General features: G+C 67.2%; 19 protein-coding genes. 10 read left to right on the top strand and 9 right to left on the bottom strand.

From position 1 onward, the window contains the following. Window positions 1-9 precede the first annotated feature (9 nt). Together ABIB51_RS17730 and ABIB51_RS17725 are read right to left on the bottom strand one after the other, a co-directional pair. Window positions 10-723 carry an endonuclease/exonuclease/phosphatase family protein gene (locus ABIB51_RS17730; RefSeq protein ID WP_354190419.1) on the bottom strand — a complete coding sequence of 238 codons (714 nt, stop codon included), beginning with the start codon at window positions 721-723 and terminating at the stop codon, window positions 10-12. 48 nt (window positions 724-771) lie between these two features. Then, window positions 772-1,104 carry a hypothetical protein gene (locus tag ABIB51_RS17725; RefSeq protein ID WP_354190360.1) on the bottom strand — a complete coding sequence of 111 codons (333 nt, stop codon included), beginning with the start codon at window positions 1,102-1,104 and terminating at the stop codon, window positions 772-774. Between the two features lie 113 nt (window positions 1,105-1,217). Here ABIB51_RS17725 and ABIB51_RS17720 point away from each other — a divergent pair, with 113 nt between their 5' ends. Together ABIB51_RS17720 and ABIB51_RS17715 are read left to right on the top strand one after the other, a co-directional pair. Further along, window positions 1,218-1,385 carry a hypothetical protein gene (locus ABIB51_RS17720; protein WP_354190358.1) on the top strand — a complete coding sequence of 56 codons (168 nt, stop codon included), beginning with the start codon at window positions 1,218-1,220 and terminating at the stop codon, window positions 1,383-1,385. 38 nt (window positions 1,386-1,423) lie between these two features. Further along, a complete protein-coding gene (locus tag ABIB51_RS17715; protein ID WP_354190356.1) occupies window positions 1,424-2,227 on the top strand; it encodes a thioesterase family protein in 804 nt (267 codons plus the stop codon). Window positions 2,228-2,239: 12 nt separating this feature from the next. Here the strand turns inward: ABIB51_RS17715 and ABIB51_RS17710 are convergent, their stop codons facing one another. Next, on the bottom strand, window positions 2,240-2,623 hold the full coding sequence (locus ABIB51_RS17710) for a DUF2177 family protein (RefSeq protein WP_354190354.1): 384 nt from the start codon (window positions 2,621-2,623) through the stop codon (window positions 2,240-2,242). 16 nt (window positions 2,624-2,639) lie between these two features. Between ABIB51_RS17710 and ABIB51_RS17705 the strand changes: the two genes are divergently transcribed. Continuing rightward, window positions 2,640-3,389, top strand: coding sequence for a lipoate--protein ligase family protein (locus tag ABIB51_RS17705; protein ID WP_354190417.1), 750 nt, complete (start codon window positions 2,640-2,642; stop codon window positions 3,387-3,389). 21 nt (window positions 3,390-3,410) lie between these two features. Here the strand turns inward: ABIB51_RS17705 and ABIB51_RS17700 are convergent, their stop codons facing one another. From ABIB51_RS17700 to ABIB51_RS17685, 4 genes are all read right to left on the bottom strand, one after another. Beyond that, complete coding sequence (locus ABIB51_RS17700; RefSeq protein WP_502916167.1) at window positions 3,411-4,088, bottom strand: MBL fold metallo-hydrolase; 678 nt, start codon at window positions 4,086-4,088, stop codon at window positions 3,411-3,413. Then, complete coding sequence (locus ABIB51_RS17695; RefSeq protein ID WP_354190352.1) at window positions 4,085-5,170, bottom strand: S-(hydroxymethyl)mycothiol dehydrogenase; 1,086 nt, start codon at window positions 5,168-5,170, stop codon at window positions 4,085-4,087. The genes ABIB51_RS17700 and ABIB51_RS17695 overlap by 4 nt, the downstream gene beginning before the upstream one ends. 123 nt (window positions 5,171-5,293) lie before the next feature. Continuing rightward, a complete protein-coding gene (locus tag ABIB51_RS17690) occupies window positions 5,294-5,551 on the bottom strand; it encodes a mycoredoxin (RefSeq protein ID WP_354190350.1) in 258 nt (85 codons plus the stop codon). 120 nt (window positions 5,552-5,671) lie between these two features. Further along, window positions 5,672-6,157, bottom strand: coding sequence for a P-loop nucleotide/nucleoside kinase family protein (locus ABIB51_RS17685; protein ID WP_354190348.1), 486 nt, complete (start codon window positions 6,155-6,157; stop codon window positions 5,672-5,674). 205 nt (window positions 6,158-6,362) lie between these two features. Here ABIB51_RS17685 and ABIB51_RS17680 point away from each other — a divergent pair, with 205 nt between their 5' ends. Continuing rightward, complete coding sequence (locus ABIB51_RS17680; RefSeq protein WP_354190346.1) at window positions 6,363-7,109, top strand: SOS response-associated peptidase; 747 nt, start codon at window positions 6,363-6,365, stop codon at window positions 7,107-7,109. 104 nt (window positions 7,110-7,213) lie between these two features. Here ABIB51_RS17680 and ABIB51_RS17675 read toward each other — a convergent pair whose 3' ends face one another. Further along, window positions 7,214-7,636 (bottom strand): VOC family protein, encoded by a 423-nt coding sequence (locus ABIB51_RS17675; protein ID WP_354190344.1) that lies wholly within the window; start codon window positions 7,634-7,636, stop codon window positions 7,214-7,216. Between the two features lie 14 nt (window positions 7,637-7,650). Between ABIB51_RS17675 and ABIB51_RS17670 the strand changes: the two genes are divergently transcribed. Continuing rightward, complete coding sequence (locus ABIB51_RS17670) at window positions 7,651-7,977, top strand: chorismate mutase (protein ID WP_354190342.1); 327 nt, start codon at window positions 7,651-7,653, stop codon at window positions 7,975-7,977. 7 nt (window positions 7,978-7,984) lie between these two features. On the opposite strand, the gene ABIB51_RS17665 is transcribed toward ABIB51_RS17670, so the two are convergent. Continuing rightward, window positions 7,985-8,371 carry a hypothetical protein gene (locus ABIB51_RS17665; RefSeq protein WP_354190340.1) on the bottom strand — a complete coding sequence of 129 codons (387 nt, stop codon included), beginning with the start codon at window positions 8,369-8,371 and terminating at the stop codon, window positions 7,985-7,987. A 120-nt stretch (window positions 8,372-8,491) separates the two neighbouring features. Between ABIB51_RS17665 and ABIB51_RS17660 the strand changes: the two genes are divergently transcribed. The 5 genes from ABIB51_RS17660 to pgsA all read left to right on the top strand — a co-directional run bounded on the left by ABIB51_RS17660 (window position 8,492) and on the right by pgsA (window position 15,753). Then, window positions 8,492-8,833, top strand: a complete 342-nt coding sequence (locus ABIB51_RS17660; RefSeq protein ID WP_354190338.1) for a DUF6504 family protein — start codon at window positions 8,492-8,494, stop codon at window positions 8,831-8,833. Beyond that, entirely contained in the window at window positions 8,830-12,330 is a 3,501-nt protein-coding gene (locus ABIB51_RS17655; protein ID WP_354190336.1) for a DNA polymerase III subunit alpha, read from the top strand. Before ABIB51_RS17660 ends, ABIB51_RS17655 begins: the two co-directional genes overlap by 4 nt. Before the next feature lie 149 nt (window positions 12,331-12,479). Next, window positions 12,480-14,489, top strand: coding sequence for a threonine--tRNA ligase (gene thrS, locus ABIB51_RS17650; RefSeq protein WP_354190334.1), 2,010 nt, complete (start codon window positions 12,480-12,482; stop codon window positions 14,487-14,489). A 9-nt stretch (window positions 14,490-14,498) separates the two neighbouring features. Next, window positions 14,499-15,125 (top strand): HIT family protein, encoded by a 627-nt coding sequence (locus ABIB51_RS17645; RefSeq protein ID WP_354190332.1) that lies wholly within the window; start codon window positions 14,499-14,501, stop codon window positions 15,123-15,125. Further along, complete coding sequence (pgsA, locus tag ABIB51_RS17640) at window positions 15,115-15,753, top strand: phosphatidylinositol phosphate synthase (protein WP_354190330.1); 639 nt, start codon at window positions 15,115-15,117, stop codon at window positions 15,751-15,753. The genes ABIB51_RS17645 and pgsA overlap by 11 nt, the downstream gene beginning before the upstream one ends. Window positions 15,754-15,857 lie beyond the last annotated feature (104 nt).

Here is a 15,857-nt window from a genome sequence, read left to right as displayed (position 1 = left end):
GACCGCGGGTCAGGCCGGCGCGCTGCCCTCCGGAGCCTCAGCCTCCGGCGCATCCTGACCGTATTCTGCCGAAATCAGGATGGGCAGGTGGTCCGAGGCGCCCCGCGGAAGGGTTTCCACGCTTTCGATCTCAAGTCCCTGCGAAGTGGCGAAGTCGAAGTGCCCCTTGAAGACCTTGTAGCGGGTGTACGTCCGCCGGTCGCTGAGGGTGAGGTCGTAACCGGCGTCCTTCATCCGGGCGGTGAGGGACTTAGTGAAGAACGGGTAGTTGAAATCGCCCACCATCAGCGACATCAAACCGCCGCCCATGCTCAGCAGCTCCGCGTGCGCTGCGTGGATCTGGTTGCGCCGCAGCGAGTTGGAGGCGGTCAGGGGGGCTGCATGGAAGGACGCGATGACGAGATCGTGGTCCGTCTCCCGGTCGACCACCCGGGTCCCGATAAGCCGCTCGTGCGCGGGCGACAGGACGTGGTCGTGCATGGACTTCTTCAGCGCGAACGTCTTGGTCTCAAAGGCCGTGAACCGGTCCATCTTGTAGTAGATCGCCAGGCCCAGCCGGTTGCCCTTGGTGGAGTCGGCCAGATGCAGATCACCGATGGTCTCCGGCAGATCGTTGGTGTCGCACTCCTGGAGGCATAAAGCATCAATCTCGAAATCGCGGGCCAGATCTACCAGCTCACCGCTGGCTTTGTGCTTGCGGAGGTTGTAGCTGATGACTCGAATCAGGGGAGCACCTCTTCGGTGGATAGTCGTTGGAAACCTGACCCGAGTCTACCCAGTCAGAGCGCATCGGGTGGGAATAGCCGCAGCGCGGGTCCGGCCGGAGAGCGGGTATCGGGCGGCAACGGCCGCCGGATACCCGCCCGGTGCGCGGCAACGGCCGCCGGTGCCTAGGGGCCGCCCGCCGGGGCCCCGCGCTCCCGTGTACTCGCCGGCGGTCACGGTTCCCTGCTGCTGTCCACCGTCCAGCGTTCCCTCGCCCAGCCCCGAGGCTACCTGGGCCGTGCCGCCGGTGTAGATGGTGTACGTCTGGCCGGCGGTGATCGCGGCGGACGAGTACACGAGGGATGCCGTCCGCTTGGCCGTCACGAACGTTGCCACCACTTTCCCGCTGGAATCCGCCAGCAGGATTGTGGTTCCGGCGGCGGCCGCCGTGCCGAAGGTTAGCTGGACCCCGGAGTGCGACGACGATGTTCCCGGCGTCTTTGGAGATGTTGATGGCGGAATCGTCCGAGGTGTACGAACTGTCCGTGGTCTGCGCGGCGGAATCCGCCGCTGAATCCGTGGTCGGATCCGTGGCGGAGGAGCCGCCGGACGCTGCGCCCCGGACCGGCGCCGGTGCGGGCGGGCTGCGTCGTGGCCGGCCAGTGGCCCGGAAGCGATAGTGTGTTCTGGGATTACCAGCCACGCGAAAGGGCAGACGTTGACTGCTGAACTACCGGTGCTTGCCGAGGGCGATTTCTACTACGAGGCATTGGGCGGCGGCCGCTTCCGCTCCACCATCCACGCCCAGGGGGCCTGGAACGAACACGAGCAGCACATGGCACCGGCGTCCGGGATCATGGCAGACTGCCTGGCCCGGCACGAACCGCGGGACGACATGCGGATGGCCCGCCTCAGCTACGAGATCCTGGGGCTGATCCCCGGCGGCGAGTTCGAGGTCGCCACCACCACGCTCCGCCCGGGCCGGACCATCGAGCTGGTGCAGGCCGAGCTGGTGGCGGAGGGCCGCGTCGCCATCCGTGCGACCGCCTGGCGGATGATCATGTCCGACACGACCGCCGTCGCCGCGTTCGAGGATCCGGGAATCCCGGCGCCCGACGCGTGCGAACCGTATGACGCCGCCAGCATCTGGCCGGGCGGCTACATTGCGTCGCTGCAGATGAGGATCGCCGAAGGGCACCGCGCCGGTTCGGGAACGGTCTGGCTGCACACCGAGCACCCGCTCACCGACAAGAAGGACAGCAGCGACCTGGCCAGGCTGGTGGGCCTTGTGGATACCGCGAACGGGATTGCCGCGCGCGTCCCGCCGGGCAAGGGCAGCTACGCCTTCCCCAACCTGGACCTCCAGATCCACATGTACCGGCGCCCCGAAGGGGACTGGCTGGGGCTGGACAATGAAGTCTCCTTCGGCACGGACGGGATCGGCCTGACCTCGACGGTGCTGCATGACCTCAAGGGACCGTTCGGCCGCGCGGAACAGATCCTGACGCTGCGGAAGTCCTGACGGCCGGCTTCCCTAGTGGAAGACCAGCCAGCCGACCACCGTGGCCACTCCGGTCAGGAATGCGCCCCACACAATGTCCACCACGACGATGGCAAGCGGCCAGTTCTTCAGGGTCGCCGCGTTGGTGAGGTCATAGGTGGCATATGCGAAGGTTCCCAGCGCGGCACCGTAGCCCAGCGCGGTAAGCCAACTGCCGCCGTCGAGCGCCGGCTGGAGCGCGAAGAAGACGATCCCGTTGATGTACAGGACGTAGAAGACGACGGCATACCCTAGATGGGGCTTGTCCGCCATGAGGTGGCCCAGATTCCGGCGGTAGAACTTGCTCATCGTCTTGAGCCAGACGGAATCGATCACGGCAAACGCGGCGGCAACGACGAGGAACTGCAAGATGACCATAAGGGAGCATAACAACATGACGGAGGCCGCGGTGGGACCACGGACGCTGACGATCGTCCGGCAGGAGGAGTCGCTCGGAGCAGCCGCGGACCTGGACTTCGCCATCGAGCTGCTGCAAAGGGTCAAAACCGGTGCCGTCGGGCCAATGCTGCGGCTTTACCGGCCCGTGCCCACCGTGGCGTTCGGGCAGCGCGACACGCACCTTCCGGGCTTCGACTCCGCCGCCCGGGCGTGCCGCGAACTGGGCTTCGAGCCGCTGGTCCGCAAGGCCGGAGGACGTGCCGCGGCCTACCACGAGGGAACCCTCGTGATCGACCACCTTGAACCGCACCGGGACGCGATCGCCGGCGCCAAGGGGCGGTTCTCCTTCTTCGGCGAACTGCTGGCGCAGGCGCTTCGCACCGCCGGAGTCGACGCCGCCGTCGGCGAAATTCCGGGTGAATACTGCCCCGGAGAGTTCAGCGTGCACGGCCAGGATCCGGAATTCCCGCAGCACCAGGTCAAACTGATCGGCACCGCCCAGCGTGTTGTTGCCGGCGGCTGGCTGTTCAGCTCGGTGATCGTGGTGGAGAATTCGGCCCCGATCCGGGCGGTGCTGGAAGCCAGCTACTCGGCGCTCGGCCTGGACTGGGATCCGGCCACGGCGGGCGCGGTCAACGACCTCGTCCCGCACCTGGACGTGGACGCCATCGAGGCGGCCGTGGTTGAAACCTACGCCAGCTACGCGCAGTTGGACTACGCGGACTTCGGCACCCTGCGCGGCTGACCGCGCAGGGTGCCGGGGGAGCTAGTGCCCCCGGGCGATCCATTCCGCAAGCTGCGGCGCTTCCGCGCCGACCGTCGTCGGATCCCCGTGCCCGGTCCGGACCACCGTCCCCGCTGGGAGCGTCAGCAGGCGCGTCCGGATGGACTCGATGATGGTCGGGAAGTCGCTGAAGGACCGGCCGGTCGCGCCCGGGCCGCCCTGGAACAGCGTGTCGCCGCTGAACACGGTGCCTTCGCTTTCGACATAGAAGCACACGGAGCCGGGCGAGTGGCCCGGCGTGTGCAGGGCCAGCAGCCGTGCGCCGGCGACCTCGAACGTGTCCCCGTCCGCGATTGCGTGGTCCGGTTCGGTGCCCGGGAACACGCGCTCCCAGAGCATCCAGTCCTCGCGGCTCAGGTAGACCGGGGCGCCGACGCGCCCGCGGACCTCGCCGACGGCGCCGATGTGGTCATCGTGCCCGTGGGTCAGCAGGATGGCCTTCACCGTCCGGCCCGCGACGGCGGCGGCGACCGCGGCCGGATCGTGTGCCGGGTCGATGATCACGCATTCCTCGTCGTTGCCGATGATCCAGACGTTGTTATCGACATCCCACGTGCCGCCGTCGAGCGAGAACGTGCCCGAGGTGACCAGCTGGTCGATCCGGACGCCGGCTCCCGCTCCGCCTTCAGTTCCGGCGTTCCCCTCAGATTCGGCGCTCACAGTTCAACCACCGAGCGCAGCACCGAGCCGGCGTGCATCTTGTCGAAGGCTTCCTCGATCTGGTCGATCGTGATCCGCTCGCTGACGAACGCATCGAGGTCCAGCTTGCCCTGCCGGTAGAGGCTGATGAGCATCGGGAAGTCGCGCGAGGGCAGGCAGTCGCCGTACCAGGAGGACTTCAGCGAGCCGCCCCGGCCGAAGACGTCCAGCAGCGGCAGCTCGAGGGTCATCTCCGGGCTGGGGACACCCACCAGCACCACGGTGCCGGCGAGGTCGCGGGCATAGAACGCCTGCTTGTAGGTCTCGGGGCGCCCGACGGCGTCAATCACGACGTCGGCGCCGAAACCGCCGGTGAGTTCGCGGATCGCCTCGACCGGATCGACGGCGGAGGAGTCCACGGTGTGCGTGGCGCCGAAGTCCGTGGCGCGCGCGAGCTTCTTGGCGTCAATGTCCACGGCGATGATGGTGGTGGCACCGGCGAGCGCGGCGCCGGCGACTGCAGACATGCCCACTCCGCCGCAGCCGATGACGGCCACGGAATCGCCGAGCTTGACGTTTCCGGTGTTGATGGCGGCGCCCAGGCCGGCCATGACGCCGCAGCCCAGCAGGCCGATGGCGGCCGGATCGGCCTCGGGATCAACCTTGGTGCACTGGCCGGCGGCCACGAGGGTCTTCTCGGCGAAGGCGCCGATGCCCAGCGCGGCGGTGAGCTCGGTGCCGTCCTCGAGGGTCATCTTCTGGGTGGCGTTGTGGGTGTTGAAGCAGTACTGCGGCTGGCTGCGGCGGCAGGCCCGGCATTCGCCGCACACGGCGCGCCAGTTCAGGACCACGCGGTCGCCGGGGGCAACGGAGGTGACGTCCGGTCCCACGGCGCTGACGACGCCGGTGGCCTCGTGGCCGAGCAGGAAGGGGAAGTCGTCGCTGATCGCCCCGAGCTTGTAGTGCAGATCGGTGTGGCAGACGCCGCTGGTGAGGATATCCACCAGAGCCTCGCCCGGTCCGGGATCGGGGACCAGGATGGTTTCCACCGTGACGGGTGTTCCCTTGGAGCGGGCTACAGCGCCTTTGACTTTGTGGACCATAAGAATCTCCCTTTTGCGCGTCGCAACACGCGGTAAGGCGCGGCCCCTAGGGGGCCGCGCCGTCGTGGTTGAAGTCGTGCGTGAACGTGGTGGGTCTAGGCGGGTGGGTCTAAACGGGTGGGTCTAGGCGGCGAGCCGGCTCTTGACCTGTGCCGCCGACGGGTTCGTGGCCGCGGTGCCGTCCGGGAACAGCACGGTGGGGACGGTGCGGTTGCCGCCGTTGAGCTTTTCTACCAGGTCTGCGGTGCCTTCGACTTCTTCGATGTTGATCTCGGTGTAACCGATGCCCTGAGCGTCCAGCTGCTTCTTCAGGCGGTTGCAGTAACCGCACCACGTGGTTGAAAACATGGTGATGGTGCCGGATTCGGGGGTGAAATCCACGAAGTTCTCCTCAAAGCTGGTTGGCGGTGCTGGTTGAGAGCGCCGGTGCCGACAAAAGTCGTACGTCACTCCCAATAACCGTAACCCGCAGCGTGCTATTCCCGCGGAGTGCGGCGCACGCTACGGGCGGATGACGGTCTCGCCCTCATCGGCAGGGGCCTCAAAGCCGGCGAGGAACTTGTCCAGGTAGGCCGGTCCGACCGGCGCCGAGTTCGGTCCCGGGTCCAGCCGGCGCAGTTCGAGACGCCGGAGCAGCTCGTCCCGGGGCACGTCAAGATACACAAGCTGCCAGGCGGCGCCGTGGGCGGTGATGAGCGCTTTGTACTCCTCGCGCCGCTGCCGGGACCAGAATGACAGATCCACGACGACGTCCCGGCCTTCACACATCAGCTCCACGAGCCAGGTCCGTAACTGCCTTTCCACCGCCACGGTGAAGTCGAAGTACTCCGGGCTACCAAAGCGTGCCGCGAGCTCCTGGTCCAGGCGCCACATTTCCTCGTCAACGGAGAGGCGGACGAACCCGTCGCGTTCGAGAATCTTCGCATAGCTGGTCTTGCCCGACCCCGGAACTCCACACATCAGGACCACGGTTGCTGTCTTTGCCATGCCCGGAGTCTAAGGGGATGCGGCCGGCCGGATGATGGCCCACGCCGGGCGGACTGACCGGCGGCGCACGCTACGCCGTCGGACGCGAATTCGCCGGAAAGCTGCGAGGTCGCCGGAAAATTCCGGCGACCTCGCACGTTTCCGGCGGGCTCGGCCCGGGGTCCCCGCGGATGACAGGGATTGGGTGCGGTGGCATGCTGGTGCCATGTGTGGACGCTACGTGATGGCCCGGGCCGTCGGAGACCTGCTGGCCGAGTTCGACGCCGGGCTGGAGGAGGAGGTCGCGATCCCGCCGTCGTGGAACGTCGCCCCGACGGCGGATGTGCCGATCCTGCTCGAACGCCTGGTGGACGGCGAACCGGTCCGCCAACTGCACGTTGCCCGCTGGGGCCTGGTGCCGTCCTGGGCCAAGGATCCGGGCATAGGGTCGAAGATGATCAATGCCCGCAGCGAGACGGTGCTGGAGAAGCCGGCCTTCCGGAAAGCCACCCGCTCCCGGCGCTGCGCTGTCCCGGCGGACGGCTACTACGAGTGGAAGGGCGAGGGCCGCAGCAAGCAGCCCTACTACGTGCATCCGAAGGACGGACGTCCCATTGTCTTCGCCGGACTCTACGAATGGTGGAAGGATCCGTCCAAGGCGGAGGGCGACCCGGAGCGCTGGATGCTCTCGACGTCGATCATGACCACCGACTCGCCGCCGGAGGGCTACGCCGGGGGAATGCTGGCTGAACTGACCGCGCTGCATGACAGGGTTCCGCTGCCGATGGACCGCGGGACCATGCAGACCTGGCTGGACCCGCAGGCCGATGACGCGGCCGGCCTCGTGGACCTGGTCCGGGCCGGGGCGCACGACGTCGCGGAGGGCTGGACGATCGACGCCGTCGGCACCGCCGTCGGGAACGTGAAGAACGATTCGCCGGAACTCATCCAGCCGGTGGGCAGCCTGTTCTAGCGGGCCGCCATATCGGCCGGACGATCCGGAGCCTGGATTGTCAGTCCCGGGTTCCCAGCTTTTCCGCCTCGTATGACCTCAGGCCGTGTTTCACGCCGAGGCGGTTACAGCGTCACTTTTCCGCCGCCGTCGACCGCCCAGCCGGGGTTGAAGGCGACCTCCCAGCGGTAGCCGTCGGGATCGGCGAAGTAGCCGGTGTAGCCGCCCCAGGGCTGGGTCTTCGGTGCCGCGACGATGCGCGCCCCGGCGGTCTCGGCTGCGGCCATCACCGAGTCGACTTCCGCGGCGCCGGCCAGATTGTGGCTCAGCGTGATGCACGGAATGCCGGCAGGGGCATCGGTGGCGGCTTCGGCCTGCATTTGGCCCGCGTCCCAGAGCGAGAGGATGAGGCCGTGGTTGGCCTGGATGAAGAGCACCTCGCCGGGGACTTCCCGGTGGACCGGCCATCCCAGGCCATCAACGTAGAAGCTGCGTGCGGCGTCGACACTGCGGACACCCAGCGAAATTAAGTCGACTCGTGGCTGCATCGTTCGATACTGTCATGGACATGTCCACAAATCACGCAGACGACAAGACCGCCCGGGCCGACCGGGAACAGCTCGCCGCCGTGCGGGTGGCTGTCGACGAAGTGGACGAGCAGATCGTGGCCTTGATCGGGCGCCGCGAACGTCTGATCCGGATCGCCGGGACGCTGAAGGCGGACAGTGCCGAGGTGCGTGCGCCCGGACGCGTGGAGCGGGTTATCGAACACGTCCGCGCCACCGCGGAGCAGAAGGACATAGACGTCGAACTCGTCGAGAAGACCTACCGGGCGATGATCGATGCGTTCATCACGCTCGAGCTGGAAGTCTACAAGTCCACCTCGTAGCAGCGGCTTAGAGGGACTCTTCGACAGGCACGTTGGCCTGGTAGTCCCGGCCGTCACAATCGCTGAACGCCGTCATGAGGTGGCCCTTGGGGAGGCCAAGCACGGTTGCGATCGGGAAGTTTCCGGTGATGGTGTTCCCGGAGTGTTCCACGCCTTTGAGATCGAAGTTCTCTTCCGTGCCGTCATGGTTGAAGTAGTAGAAGGAAACGGCCTCGCCGTTCATGAACTCAATGCCCAGTCTGCGCTGATGGGAATAATCCGGCCCTGCTGCCAGCAGACCCACCACGTAGGCGCCTTGCCCCGGGATATTTCCGTCTATATCGAAGGTCGCCACCAAGGTTGAATTCTTGGCGGCGATCTTTACTTGCCTCAGGAGTGCGATGTGGGAGCTCATGGCTCAATCCTGCTACCTGTGTCATCGTGCGTCCACCCCTGATCTAGGTTTTGTCCCGGGCCGGGCGTAGACTGGAATCATTCGAATATATATTCGAATGATTCTTTGCGGGGAGGCACTGTGGGCATGTTCAGCGAGTCAGTTGACGTCGTCTGCACACCCTCCGGTGTCCCCTTGACGCTTAACTGGGCCGGCCGGAACTTCACAGTCTGCGCCGACCCGGTCCGCTGGTATGAGCGGCGCCAATGGTGGGCGGAGGAGCAGCGCGCACCTCTGGGAAGCGGCCCCGGGCTGGTGGACCACGAGATCTGGCGGGTCCAGGTGCGCCCGGCCGGTTCACAGGCGGACAACCCCGGGGAGTCCCTCACCCTGGACCTGACCAGGCACGTCGGCAGCGGGCGCTGGCGGCTGCTGAAAATCCATGATGCCCTGCTTCCATTCCGGAAGCCCGAATCAGCATGAGCTTCACCCATCTCCACGTCTCCACCGCCTTCAGCGCCCACTACGGGGTCTCCTGGCCGGATGAGCTGGCCGCCGCGGCCGCGGCCGACGGTGCCACCGCGCTCGCCTGCACTGACCGCGACGGACTGTACGGGACGGTCAAGCACCTGAAGGCCTGCATGGCTGCCGGACTTGATCCCGTGGTCGGGGTTGACCTTGCGGTCTTTGACGACGACGGCGACCTCCGCACCCAGGTGGGCGGACGCGTGGTGGTCCTGGCCCACGGACACAACAACGGCGCCGGCTACCGGGCCCTGTGCCGGCTGATCTCCGACGCCCATGCCCGCACCACCGGCAAGGCCGGGGGAGCGGTGCCCGTGGCGGTGACCCGGGCGGAGCTTGCCTCCCGGACCCTGCATCCGGAGACCCTGCAACCCGTCCTCACCGTGCTGCTCGGACCGGACTCCGACGTCGGGCGCGCCATGGGCGGGCGGCGCTACCTGCGCCCCCGGACCATGTTCAAGCGCTGGCTGGAGGCCATGCCGCCGGGGACCCTGGCCGCGGAAGTGGTCACCCAGCTCAGCCCGCCCGGGGAGCCGCTCAGCACCGCCCACGCGGTACGTATGCTCAAGCTCGCCGCGGAACACGGCGTCCCGGCCGTGCTGAGCAACGCCGTCCGGTACGTCGCGGAGGACGGTGCGGCCACCGCCGATGTGCTGGACTCCGCACGGACGCTGAAATCTCTGCCGGAACTGTCCGCCGCCCCGCTGCTCCAGCCCAACGGGCAAGGGTGGCTCAAATCAGCCGGGCAGATGCTGCAGCTGGGCAAAGAGATCATGCACGCCGCCGGATACGGGACCGCCGACCTGAAACGGCTGATGGCCCAGACCGAGGCGCTCGCGGACCGTTGCCGGATGGACCCGGTCACGGACATGGGCTGGAAGCAGCCGGTGGTGCCGGAAGCCTCCGTGATCGGAATCGCCGGGGATCCCCTCGTCGAACTCAGCCAGCGTTGCGAGGCCGGCATCAGCCGCCGCTTCCCCGGAATCGGCGGCAAGCCCGCCGAGGAGCTGCGCGCCAGGCTGGGGCACGAACTGCGGATCATCGACACCCTGGGCTTCGCCGCCTACTTCCTGACCGTCGCCGAAGTCTCCCGGATGATCCTGGACATGGGCGTCCGTGCCGCCGCCCGCGGCTCGGGCGCGTCCAGCCTGGTCAATTACCTGATCGACGTCAGCCAGGTGAACCCCCTCGAGCACGACCTCATCTTCGAACGCTTCCTCTCCCGGGACCGTGCCACCTTGCCGGATATCGACATCGACGTCGAAAGCGCCGAACGGCACAACGTCTACCGGAAGATCTTCGAGCGTTTCGGCTCGGAACGGGTCACGCTCATGAGCATGCAGAACGGCTACCGCGCCCGCGGGGCCGTCCGGGACGCCGGCATGGCGCTGGGCATGGAGGAAGGCGAAATCGGGGACATCGCCAAGCAGCTTTGGCGCTTCTCCGCCCGGAACTTCCGCGAGGCCCTCCAGGAGAAGCCGGAGCTTAAGGAATTCGCAGGCCGGGTGGAAGAGCGGGACTTCACCGGAAACCAGCAGCTGGACCTCCTGGTGGACCTCACCGAGCGCCTGGACCGGCTCCCGCGCCACATCTCCATGCACCCGTGCGGGGTCATCCTGGGCGACGCCACCCTGCTGGACCGCACCCCGGTCCAGCCCAGCGGACTGGGCCTGCCGATGAGCCAGTTCGACAAGCACGACATGGACCCCATGGGCATGCTTAAACTCGATGTGCTCGGGGTCCGGATGCAGAGCGCCATGGCCTTCGCCGTCCGTGAGGTCATCCGGCTGCACCCCTCGAAAGCCGAGGTGGTGGCCGCGGGGGCGCACCCGGCCGGCCCGGACGGCGCGGGACCGGACTACATCTCCGCGGACGGACGCATCGACCTCAACGCCGTACCGCTCGACGACGAACCCACCTACGAACTGATCCGCAGTACCCACACCCTGGGCTGTTTCCAGATCGAATCCCCGGGCCAGCGCGAACTCATCGGCAAACTGGCGCCCCGGGAGTTCAACGACCTCATCATCGACATCTCCCTCTTCCGGCCGGGGCCGATGAAATCGGACATGGTGCGGCCCTTCCTGGAGCACCGACACGGCTTCGCGCCGGAGATCTATCCGCACCCGGACCTCAAACCGGTCCTCAAGGAGACGCACGGGGTCACGGTGTTCCATGAGCAGATCCTGAAAACCTTCGACGTCATGACTGCCTGCGGGCTGGCACGGGCCGATGAATTCCGCCGCGCCCTCGGCAACGAGGTGCTGGAAGGCAAAGTGGAGGAGTTCTTCCGGAAGGAGGCCCGGACCCGGGGGTACGGTCCCGAGGTGGTGGACAAGGTCTGGGGGACGCTGAAGGCCTTCGGCAGCTTCGGTTTCTGCAAAGCCCACGGTGCCGCCTTTGCCGTGCCCACCTACCAGTCGGCCTGGCTCAAGACCCACCATCCGGAGGCATTCCTGGCCGGGCTGTGGGAACATGATCCCGGCATGTACCCCAAGCGGCTCCTGGTGGCCGAGGCCCGGCGGCTGGGGATTCCGATCCTGCCCCTGGACATCAACCGCAGCCAGGCCGAGTACCGGGTTGAGCGGGTGGCTGCGGGGCCGGACCGCGGCAAGCTGGGCATCCGGCTGAGCCTGAACGGCATCTACGGACTCTCCGGAACCGAGCTGAAACGGATCGTGGCAGGACAGCCGTACGATTCGCTGGCGGACCTGCGCGCCCGGTCCCGGCTCAGCAAGCCGAGCATCCAGCGGCTTGCCCAGCTCGGTGCCTTCGATTCACTGCACAGGGCCTCGGGGAATGCGGCCAACCGGGCGGACCTGGTCCAGCACCTCCAAAGCCTGCAGGGCCGCCCGCACCGGAAAGGGGTGGAGGTGATCGACGGGCAGCTGTCCCTGCCGCTGGGCGACGTCGAGCTCAGCAACCTGAAGCCCCTCCTGCCCGCGCCGACCCTGGTGGATACGGTCCGGGCGGAACTGGACCTGATGGCGGTGGATGTCAGCGACCACCTGATGGCCAGCCACCGTCCGCTGCTGGACGGGCTGGGTGTCACCACCGCGGACAAGCTGCTGGGGCTGCGCAACGGCACCGAGGTTTTGGTGGCCGGCGTCCGGGTCGCCACCCAGACTCCGCCGATGCGCGGCGGCCGCCGGGTGGTGTTCATCAGCATCGACGACGGCACCGGCTGCGTGGATTCGGTGTTCTTCCATGAGGCCCAGGAACTGTCAGGACCGCTGCTGTTCGGCACCCGGCTGCTGCTGATCAGGGGCACCACCCGGCGGACCGGACCCCGGGGGATCAGCATCAGTGCCAGCATGGCGTGGGATCTCAGCCGCACCGGGACGCTGCCGTTCCCGGAACCGGCGCCTGGTGCCCCCGCCCACCTGGAACCGGAGCTGCCCGGCCCGCTGGACGGGATCACCCGGAACCTCGCCATCACCGGGCTGGGAGGCTGAACAGCCGGCCTGCGCCGGCCCCCGGGGACAGCCGCCGCGCCGTCACCGGCGTTGGTTGGCCCCCGCGTAAACCGATAGCATGGATGAGGCTGGCTGTGGTCCCCGTACGCCACAAGCTACGAAGCCTCAACTTTGAATAGGAGACACCCGTGTCAGATGCCCAGCAGATCACCCTTCTCGTCGATGGCGAAGAGACCAAGGTGGCTACCGGGACCACCGGCGCGGAACTCTTTTTTGAGCGCCGCGACGTCGTTGTAGCCCGTGTCAACGGCGCTCTGTTGGACCTGGATCAGCCGTTGCCCGAAGACGCCTCGGTCGAGGCCGTCACCATCGACTCCCCGGACGGCCTCAACGTCCTGCGCCACTCCACCGCCCACGTCATGGCCCAGGCCGTGCAGCAGTTGCGCCCCGACGCCAAGCTCGGCATCGGCCCGTACATCACCGACGGTTTCTACTTCGACTTCGACGTCGAGGAGCCGTTCACCCCGGAAGACCTGAAGACCCTGGAAAAGATGATGCTCAAGATCATCAACCAGAACCAGAAGTTCGTCCGCCGCGTGGTGTCCGAGGAGGACGCCCGCGAAGCCATGAAGAACGAGCCCTACAAGCTCGAACTGCTGGGCAGGAAGAACGACGCCGCCGACGCCGGAGAAGGCGTCAACGTCGAGGTCGGCGCCGGGGACATCACCATCTACGACAACGTGGACCGCAAGAGCGGGGACAGCATCTGGTGCGACCTGTGCCGCGGCCCCCACCTGCCCAACACCAAGCTCATCTCCAACGCCTTCGCCCTGACCAGGTCCTCGGCCGCCTACTGGCTGGGCAACCAGAACAACCAGCAGCTGCAGCGCATCTACGGCACCGCCTGGCCCACCAAGGACGCCCTCAAGGCCTACCAGGAGCGCATCGCCGAGGCCGAGCGCCGCGACCACCGCAAGCTCGGCGCCGAGCTGGACCTGTTCTCCTTCCCGGACGAGCTGGGTTCGGGCCTGCCGGTGTTCCACCCCAAGGGCGGCATCATCCGCAAGGCCATGGAGGACTACTCCCGCCAGCGCCACGTCGATGCCGGCTACGACTTCGTCTACACCCCGCACATCACCAAGGGACACCTTTACGAGGTCTCGGGCCACCTGGACTGGTACAAGGAGGGCATGTTCCCGGCGATGCACATCGACGCGGAACTGAACGAGGACGGCACCGTGCGCAAGCCCGGCCAGGACTACTACCTGAAGCCGATGAATTGCCCCATGCACAACCTGATCTTCCGGTCCCGCGGACGGTCCTACCGCGAACTGCCCCTGCGGCTGTTCGAATTCGGCTCCGTCTACCGCTACGAGAAGTCCGGCGTCGTGCACGGCCTCACCCGGGTGCGCGGCATGACCCAGGACGACGCCCACATCTACTGCACACGCGAGCAGATGAAGGACGAGCTCACCACCACGCTGAACTTCGTGCTGGGCCTGCTCAAGGACTACGGCCTCGACGACTTCTACCTGGAGCTCTCCACCAAGAACCCGGACAAGTTCGTCGGTGACGACGCCACCTGGGACGAAGCCACCCGTACCCTCGCCGAGGTGGCCGAAGCCTCCGGCCTGGAACTCATCCCGGATCCGGGCGGAGCCGCGTTCTACGGCCCCAAAATCTCCGTGCAGGCTAAGGACGCCCTCGGCCGCACCTGGCAGATGTCCACGATCCAGCTGGACTTCAACCTGCCCGAGCGCTTCGAACTGGAGTTCCAGGCCGCGGACGGCACCCGCCAGCGCCCGGTGATGATCCACCGCGCCCTGTTCGGTTCGGTCGAACGCTTCATGGGTGTGCTCACCGAGCACTACGCCGGCGCCTTCCCGGCCTGGCTGGCACCCGTGCAGGTAGTGGGCATCCCGGTGGCCGAAGCGTTCAACGACTACATGTTCGACGTCGTCGACCAGCTCAAGGCGGCCGGCATCCGCGCCGAGGTGGACATTTCCTCGGACCGCTTCCCCAAGAAGATCCGAACCGCCAGCAAGGATAAGATCCCGTTCGTGCTGATCGCCGGCGGAGACGACGCCGACGCCGGCGCCGTGTCCTTCCGCTTCCGCGACGGCAGCCAGGACAACGGCGTGCCGGTGGCCGAGGCTGTCCAGCGGATCGTCGACGCCGTCCGCAACCGGACCAGCTAGGGGGAGCGCATGCAGGAGACCACAGGGGCCGGTCCGGGCTATCCGGGCGACGACGCCGTAACAGACGACTTTGGCCTGGCCGGGGTTCCGGACGCCTTCCAGCGCCTGTGGACTCCGCACCGCATGGCGTACATCAAGGGCGGCCAGCACCAGTTCAAGGACAAGGACGACTGCCCGTTCTGCGTCGCCCCGGACCGTGAGGATGAGGAGTCGCTCATCGTGTACCGGGGACGGACCAGCTACGTGGTGCTGAACCTGTTCCCGTACAACCCGGGGCACCTGCTGGTCTGCCCGTACCGGCACATCCCTGACTACACGGACCTGACGGTGGAGGAAACGGCGGAGTTCGCCGAGCTGACCCAGACGGCCATGCGCGTGCTGCGCAAGGTGGCCAATCCCACCGGGTTCAACCTGGGCATGAACCAGGGAGTCACCGGCGGGGCCGGGATCGCCGGGCACCTGCACCAGCACGTGGTGCCGCGCTGGGGCGGGGACGGGAACTTCTTCCCGATCATTGCCCAGACCAAGGCCGTCACGCAGACCCTCGGCGAGGTCCGCCAGCAGGTCGCCGATGCCTGGCCGCAGCAGAGTGGCAGCGCCCAGGAGCCTTCCGCCGGGGAGCCAGATGCTGAATAGGCATGCGCGCGGATTTTTCACCGCGCTGTTTTCCCCGCTCGCCCGCTGGCTCCTGAAGATCGGGGTCTCCCCGGACGCCGTCACCATCGTGGGCACCCTCGGCGTCGTGGTCGGCGCCCTCGTGTTCTACCCGCTGGGACAACTCTGGTGGGGGACCCTGTTCATCACGGCGTTCATCTTCTCCGACGTCATTGACGGAATCATGGCCCGGATGCAGGAAAGCGGCGGGCGCTGGGGCAACTTCCTGGACTCCACCCTGGACCGCGTCGCCGACGGCGCGCTGTTCGCCGGCGTTGCCGTCTGGTTCTTCACCGGCGGCGCGGACACCCCGATCGCGATTGCCGCCGTCCTCTGCCTCGTGCTCGGGATGGTGGTCTCCTACGCCCGGGCCAAGGCCGAGGCCCTCGGCTTCCACGCCAACGTCGGCATCGCCGAGCGGGCCGAGCGGCTTGTCTCCGTGCTGGTGGTCACCGGGTTCACCGGGCTCGGGCTGCCCGCGGTGGTGCTCTTCGTGACGCTCTGCCTGCTGGCCCTGGCCAGCCTGGTGACGGTGGTGCAGCGGATCATTGCCGTGCACCGGCAGTCGCTGCAGGAGAACGAAGGCACCTCCAGCGAACAGGCCGCCTGACGCCCCCGCGCCCTTGCGCCGTCGCCTGTAACCGGAATTCAGCGGCGTCGTGGCGGGGGACTAGTATTAGCAATACCGGCCAATGGATCCGGTAATCCGGTGTG

It is taken from the genome of Arthrobacter sp. UYCu712, assembly GCF_040547005.1.
In the GTDB taxonomy this organism is placed as follows: domain Bacteria; phylum Actinomycetota; class Actinomycetes; order Actinomycetales; family Micrococcaceae; genus Arthrobacter.
The sequence above is the reverse complement of the archived record's forward strand: the minus strand, read 5'-3'. Positions and strand labels throughout refer to the sequence as shown.

Bases quoted from the DNA above. Each gene is read 5' to 3' on its own strand.
- ABIB51_RS17670 (WP_354190342.1), top strand. From the start codon at position 7,651: ATGGACATGTCCACAAATCACGCAGACGACAAGACCGCCCGGGCCGAC.
- ABIB51_RS17705 (WP_354190417.1), top strand. From the start codon at position 2,640: ATGACGGAGGCCGCGGTGGGACCACGGACGCTGACGATCGTCCGGCAG.
- pgsA (WP_354190330.1), top strand. From the start codon at position 15,115: ATGCTGAATAGGCATGCGCGCGGATTTTTCACCGCGCTGTTTTCCCCG.
- ABIB51_RS17685 (WP_354190348.1), bottom strand. From the start codon at position 6,157: ATGGCAAAGACAGCAACCGTGGTCCTGATGTGTGGAGTTCCGGGGTCG.
- ABIB51_RS17720 (WP_354190358.1), top strand. From the start codon at position 1,218: ATGGCGGAATCGTCCGAGGTGTACGAACTGTCCGTGGTCTGCGCGGCG.
- ABIB51_RS17695 (WP_354190352.1), bottom strand. From the start codon at position 5,170: ATGGTCCACAAAGTCAAAGGCGCTGTAGCCCGCTCCAAGGGAACACCC.
- ABIB51_RS17675 (WP_354190344.1), bottom strand. From the start codon at position 7,636: ATGCAGCCACGAGTCGACTTAATTTCGCTGGGTGTCCGCAGTGTCGAC.
- ABIB51_RS17710 (WP_354190354.1), bottom strand. From the start codon at position 2,623: ATGGTCATCTTGCAGTTCCTCGTCGTTGCCGCCGCGTTTGCCGTGATC.
- ABIB51_RS17645 (WP_354190332.1), top strand. From the start codon at position 14,499: ATGCAGGAGACCACAGGGGCCGGTCCGGGCTATCCGGGCGACGACGCC.
- ABIB51_RS17665 (WP_354190340.1), bottom strand. From the start codon at position 8,371: ATGAGCTCCCACATCGCACTCCTGAGGCAAGTAAAGATCGCCGCCAAG.
- ABIB51_RS17655 (WP_354190336.1), top strand. From the start codon at position 8,830: ATGAGCTTCACCCATCTCCACGTCTCCACCGCCTTCAGCGCCCACTAC.
- ABIB51_RS17680 (WP_354190346.1), top strand. From the start codon at position 6,363: ATGTGTGGACGCTACGTGATGGCCCGGGCCGTCGGAGACCTGCTGGCC.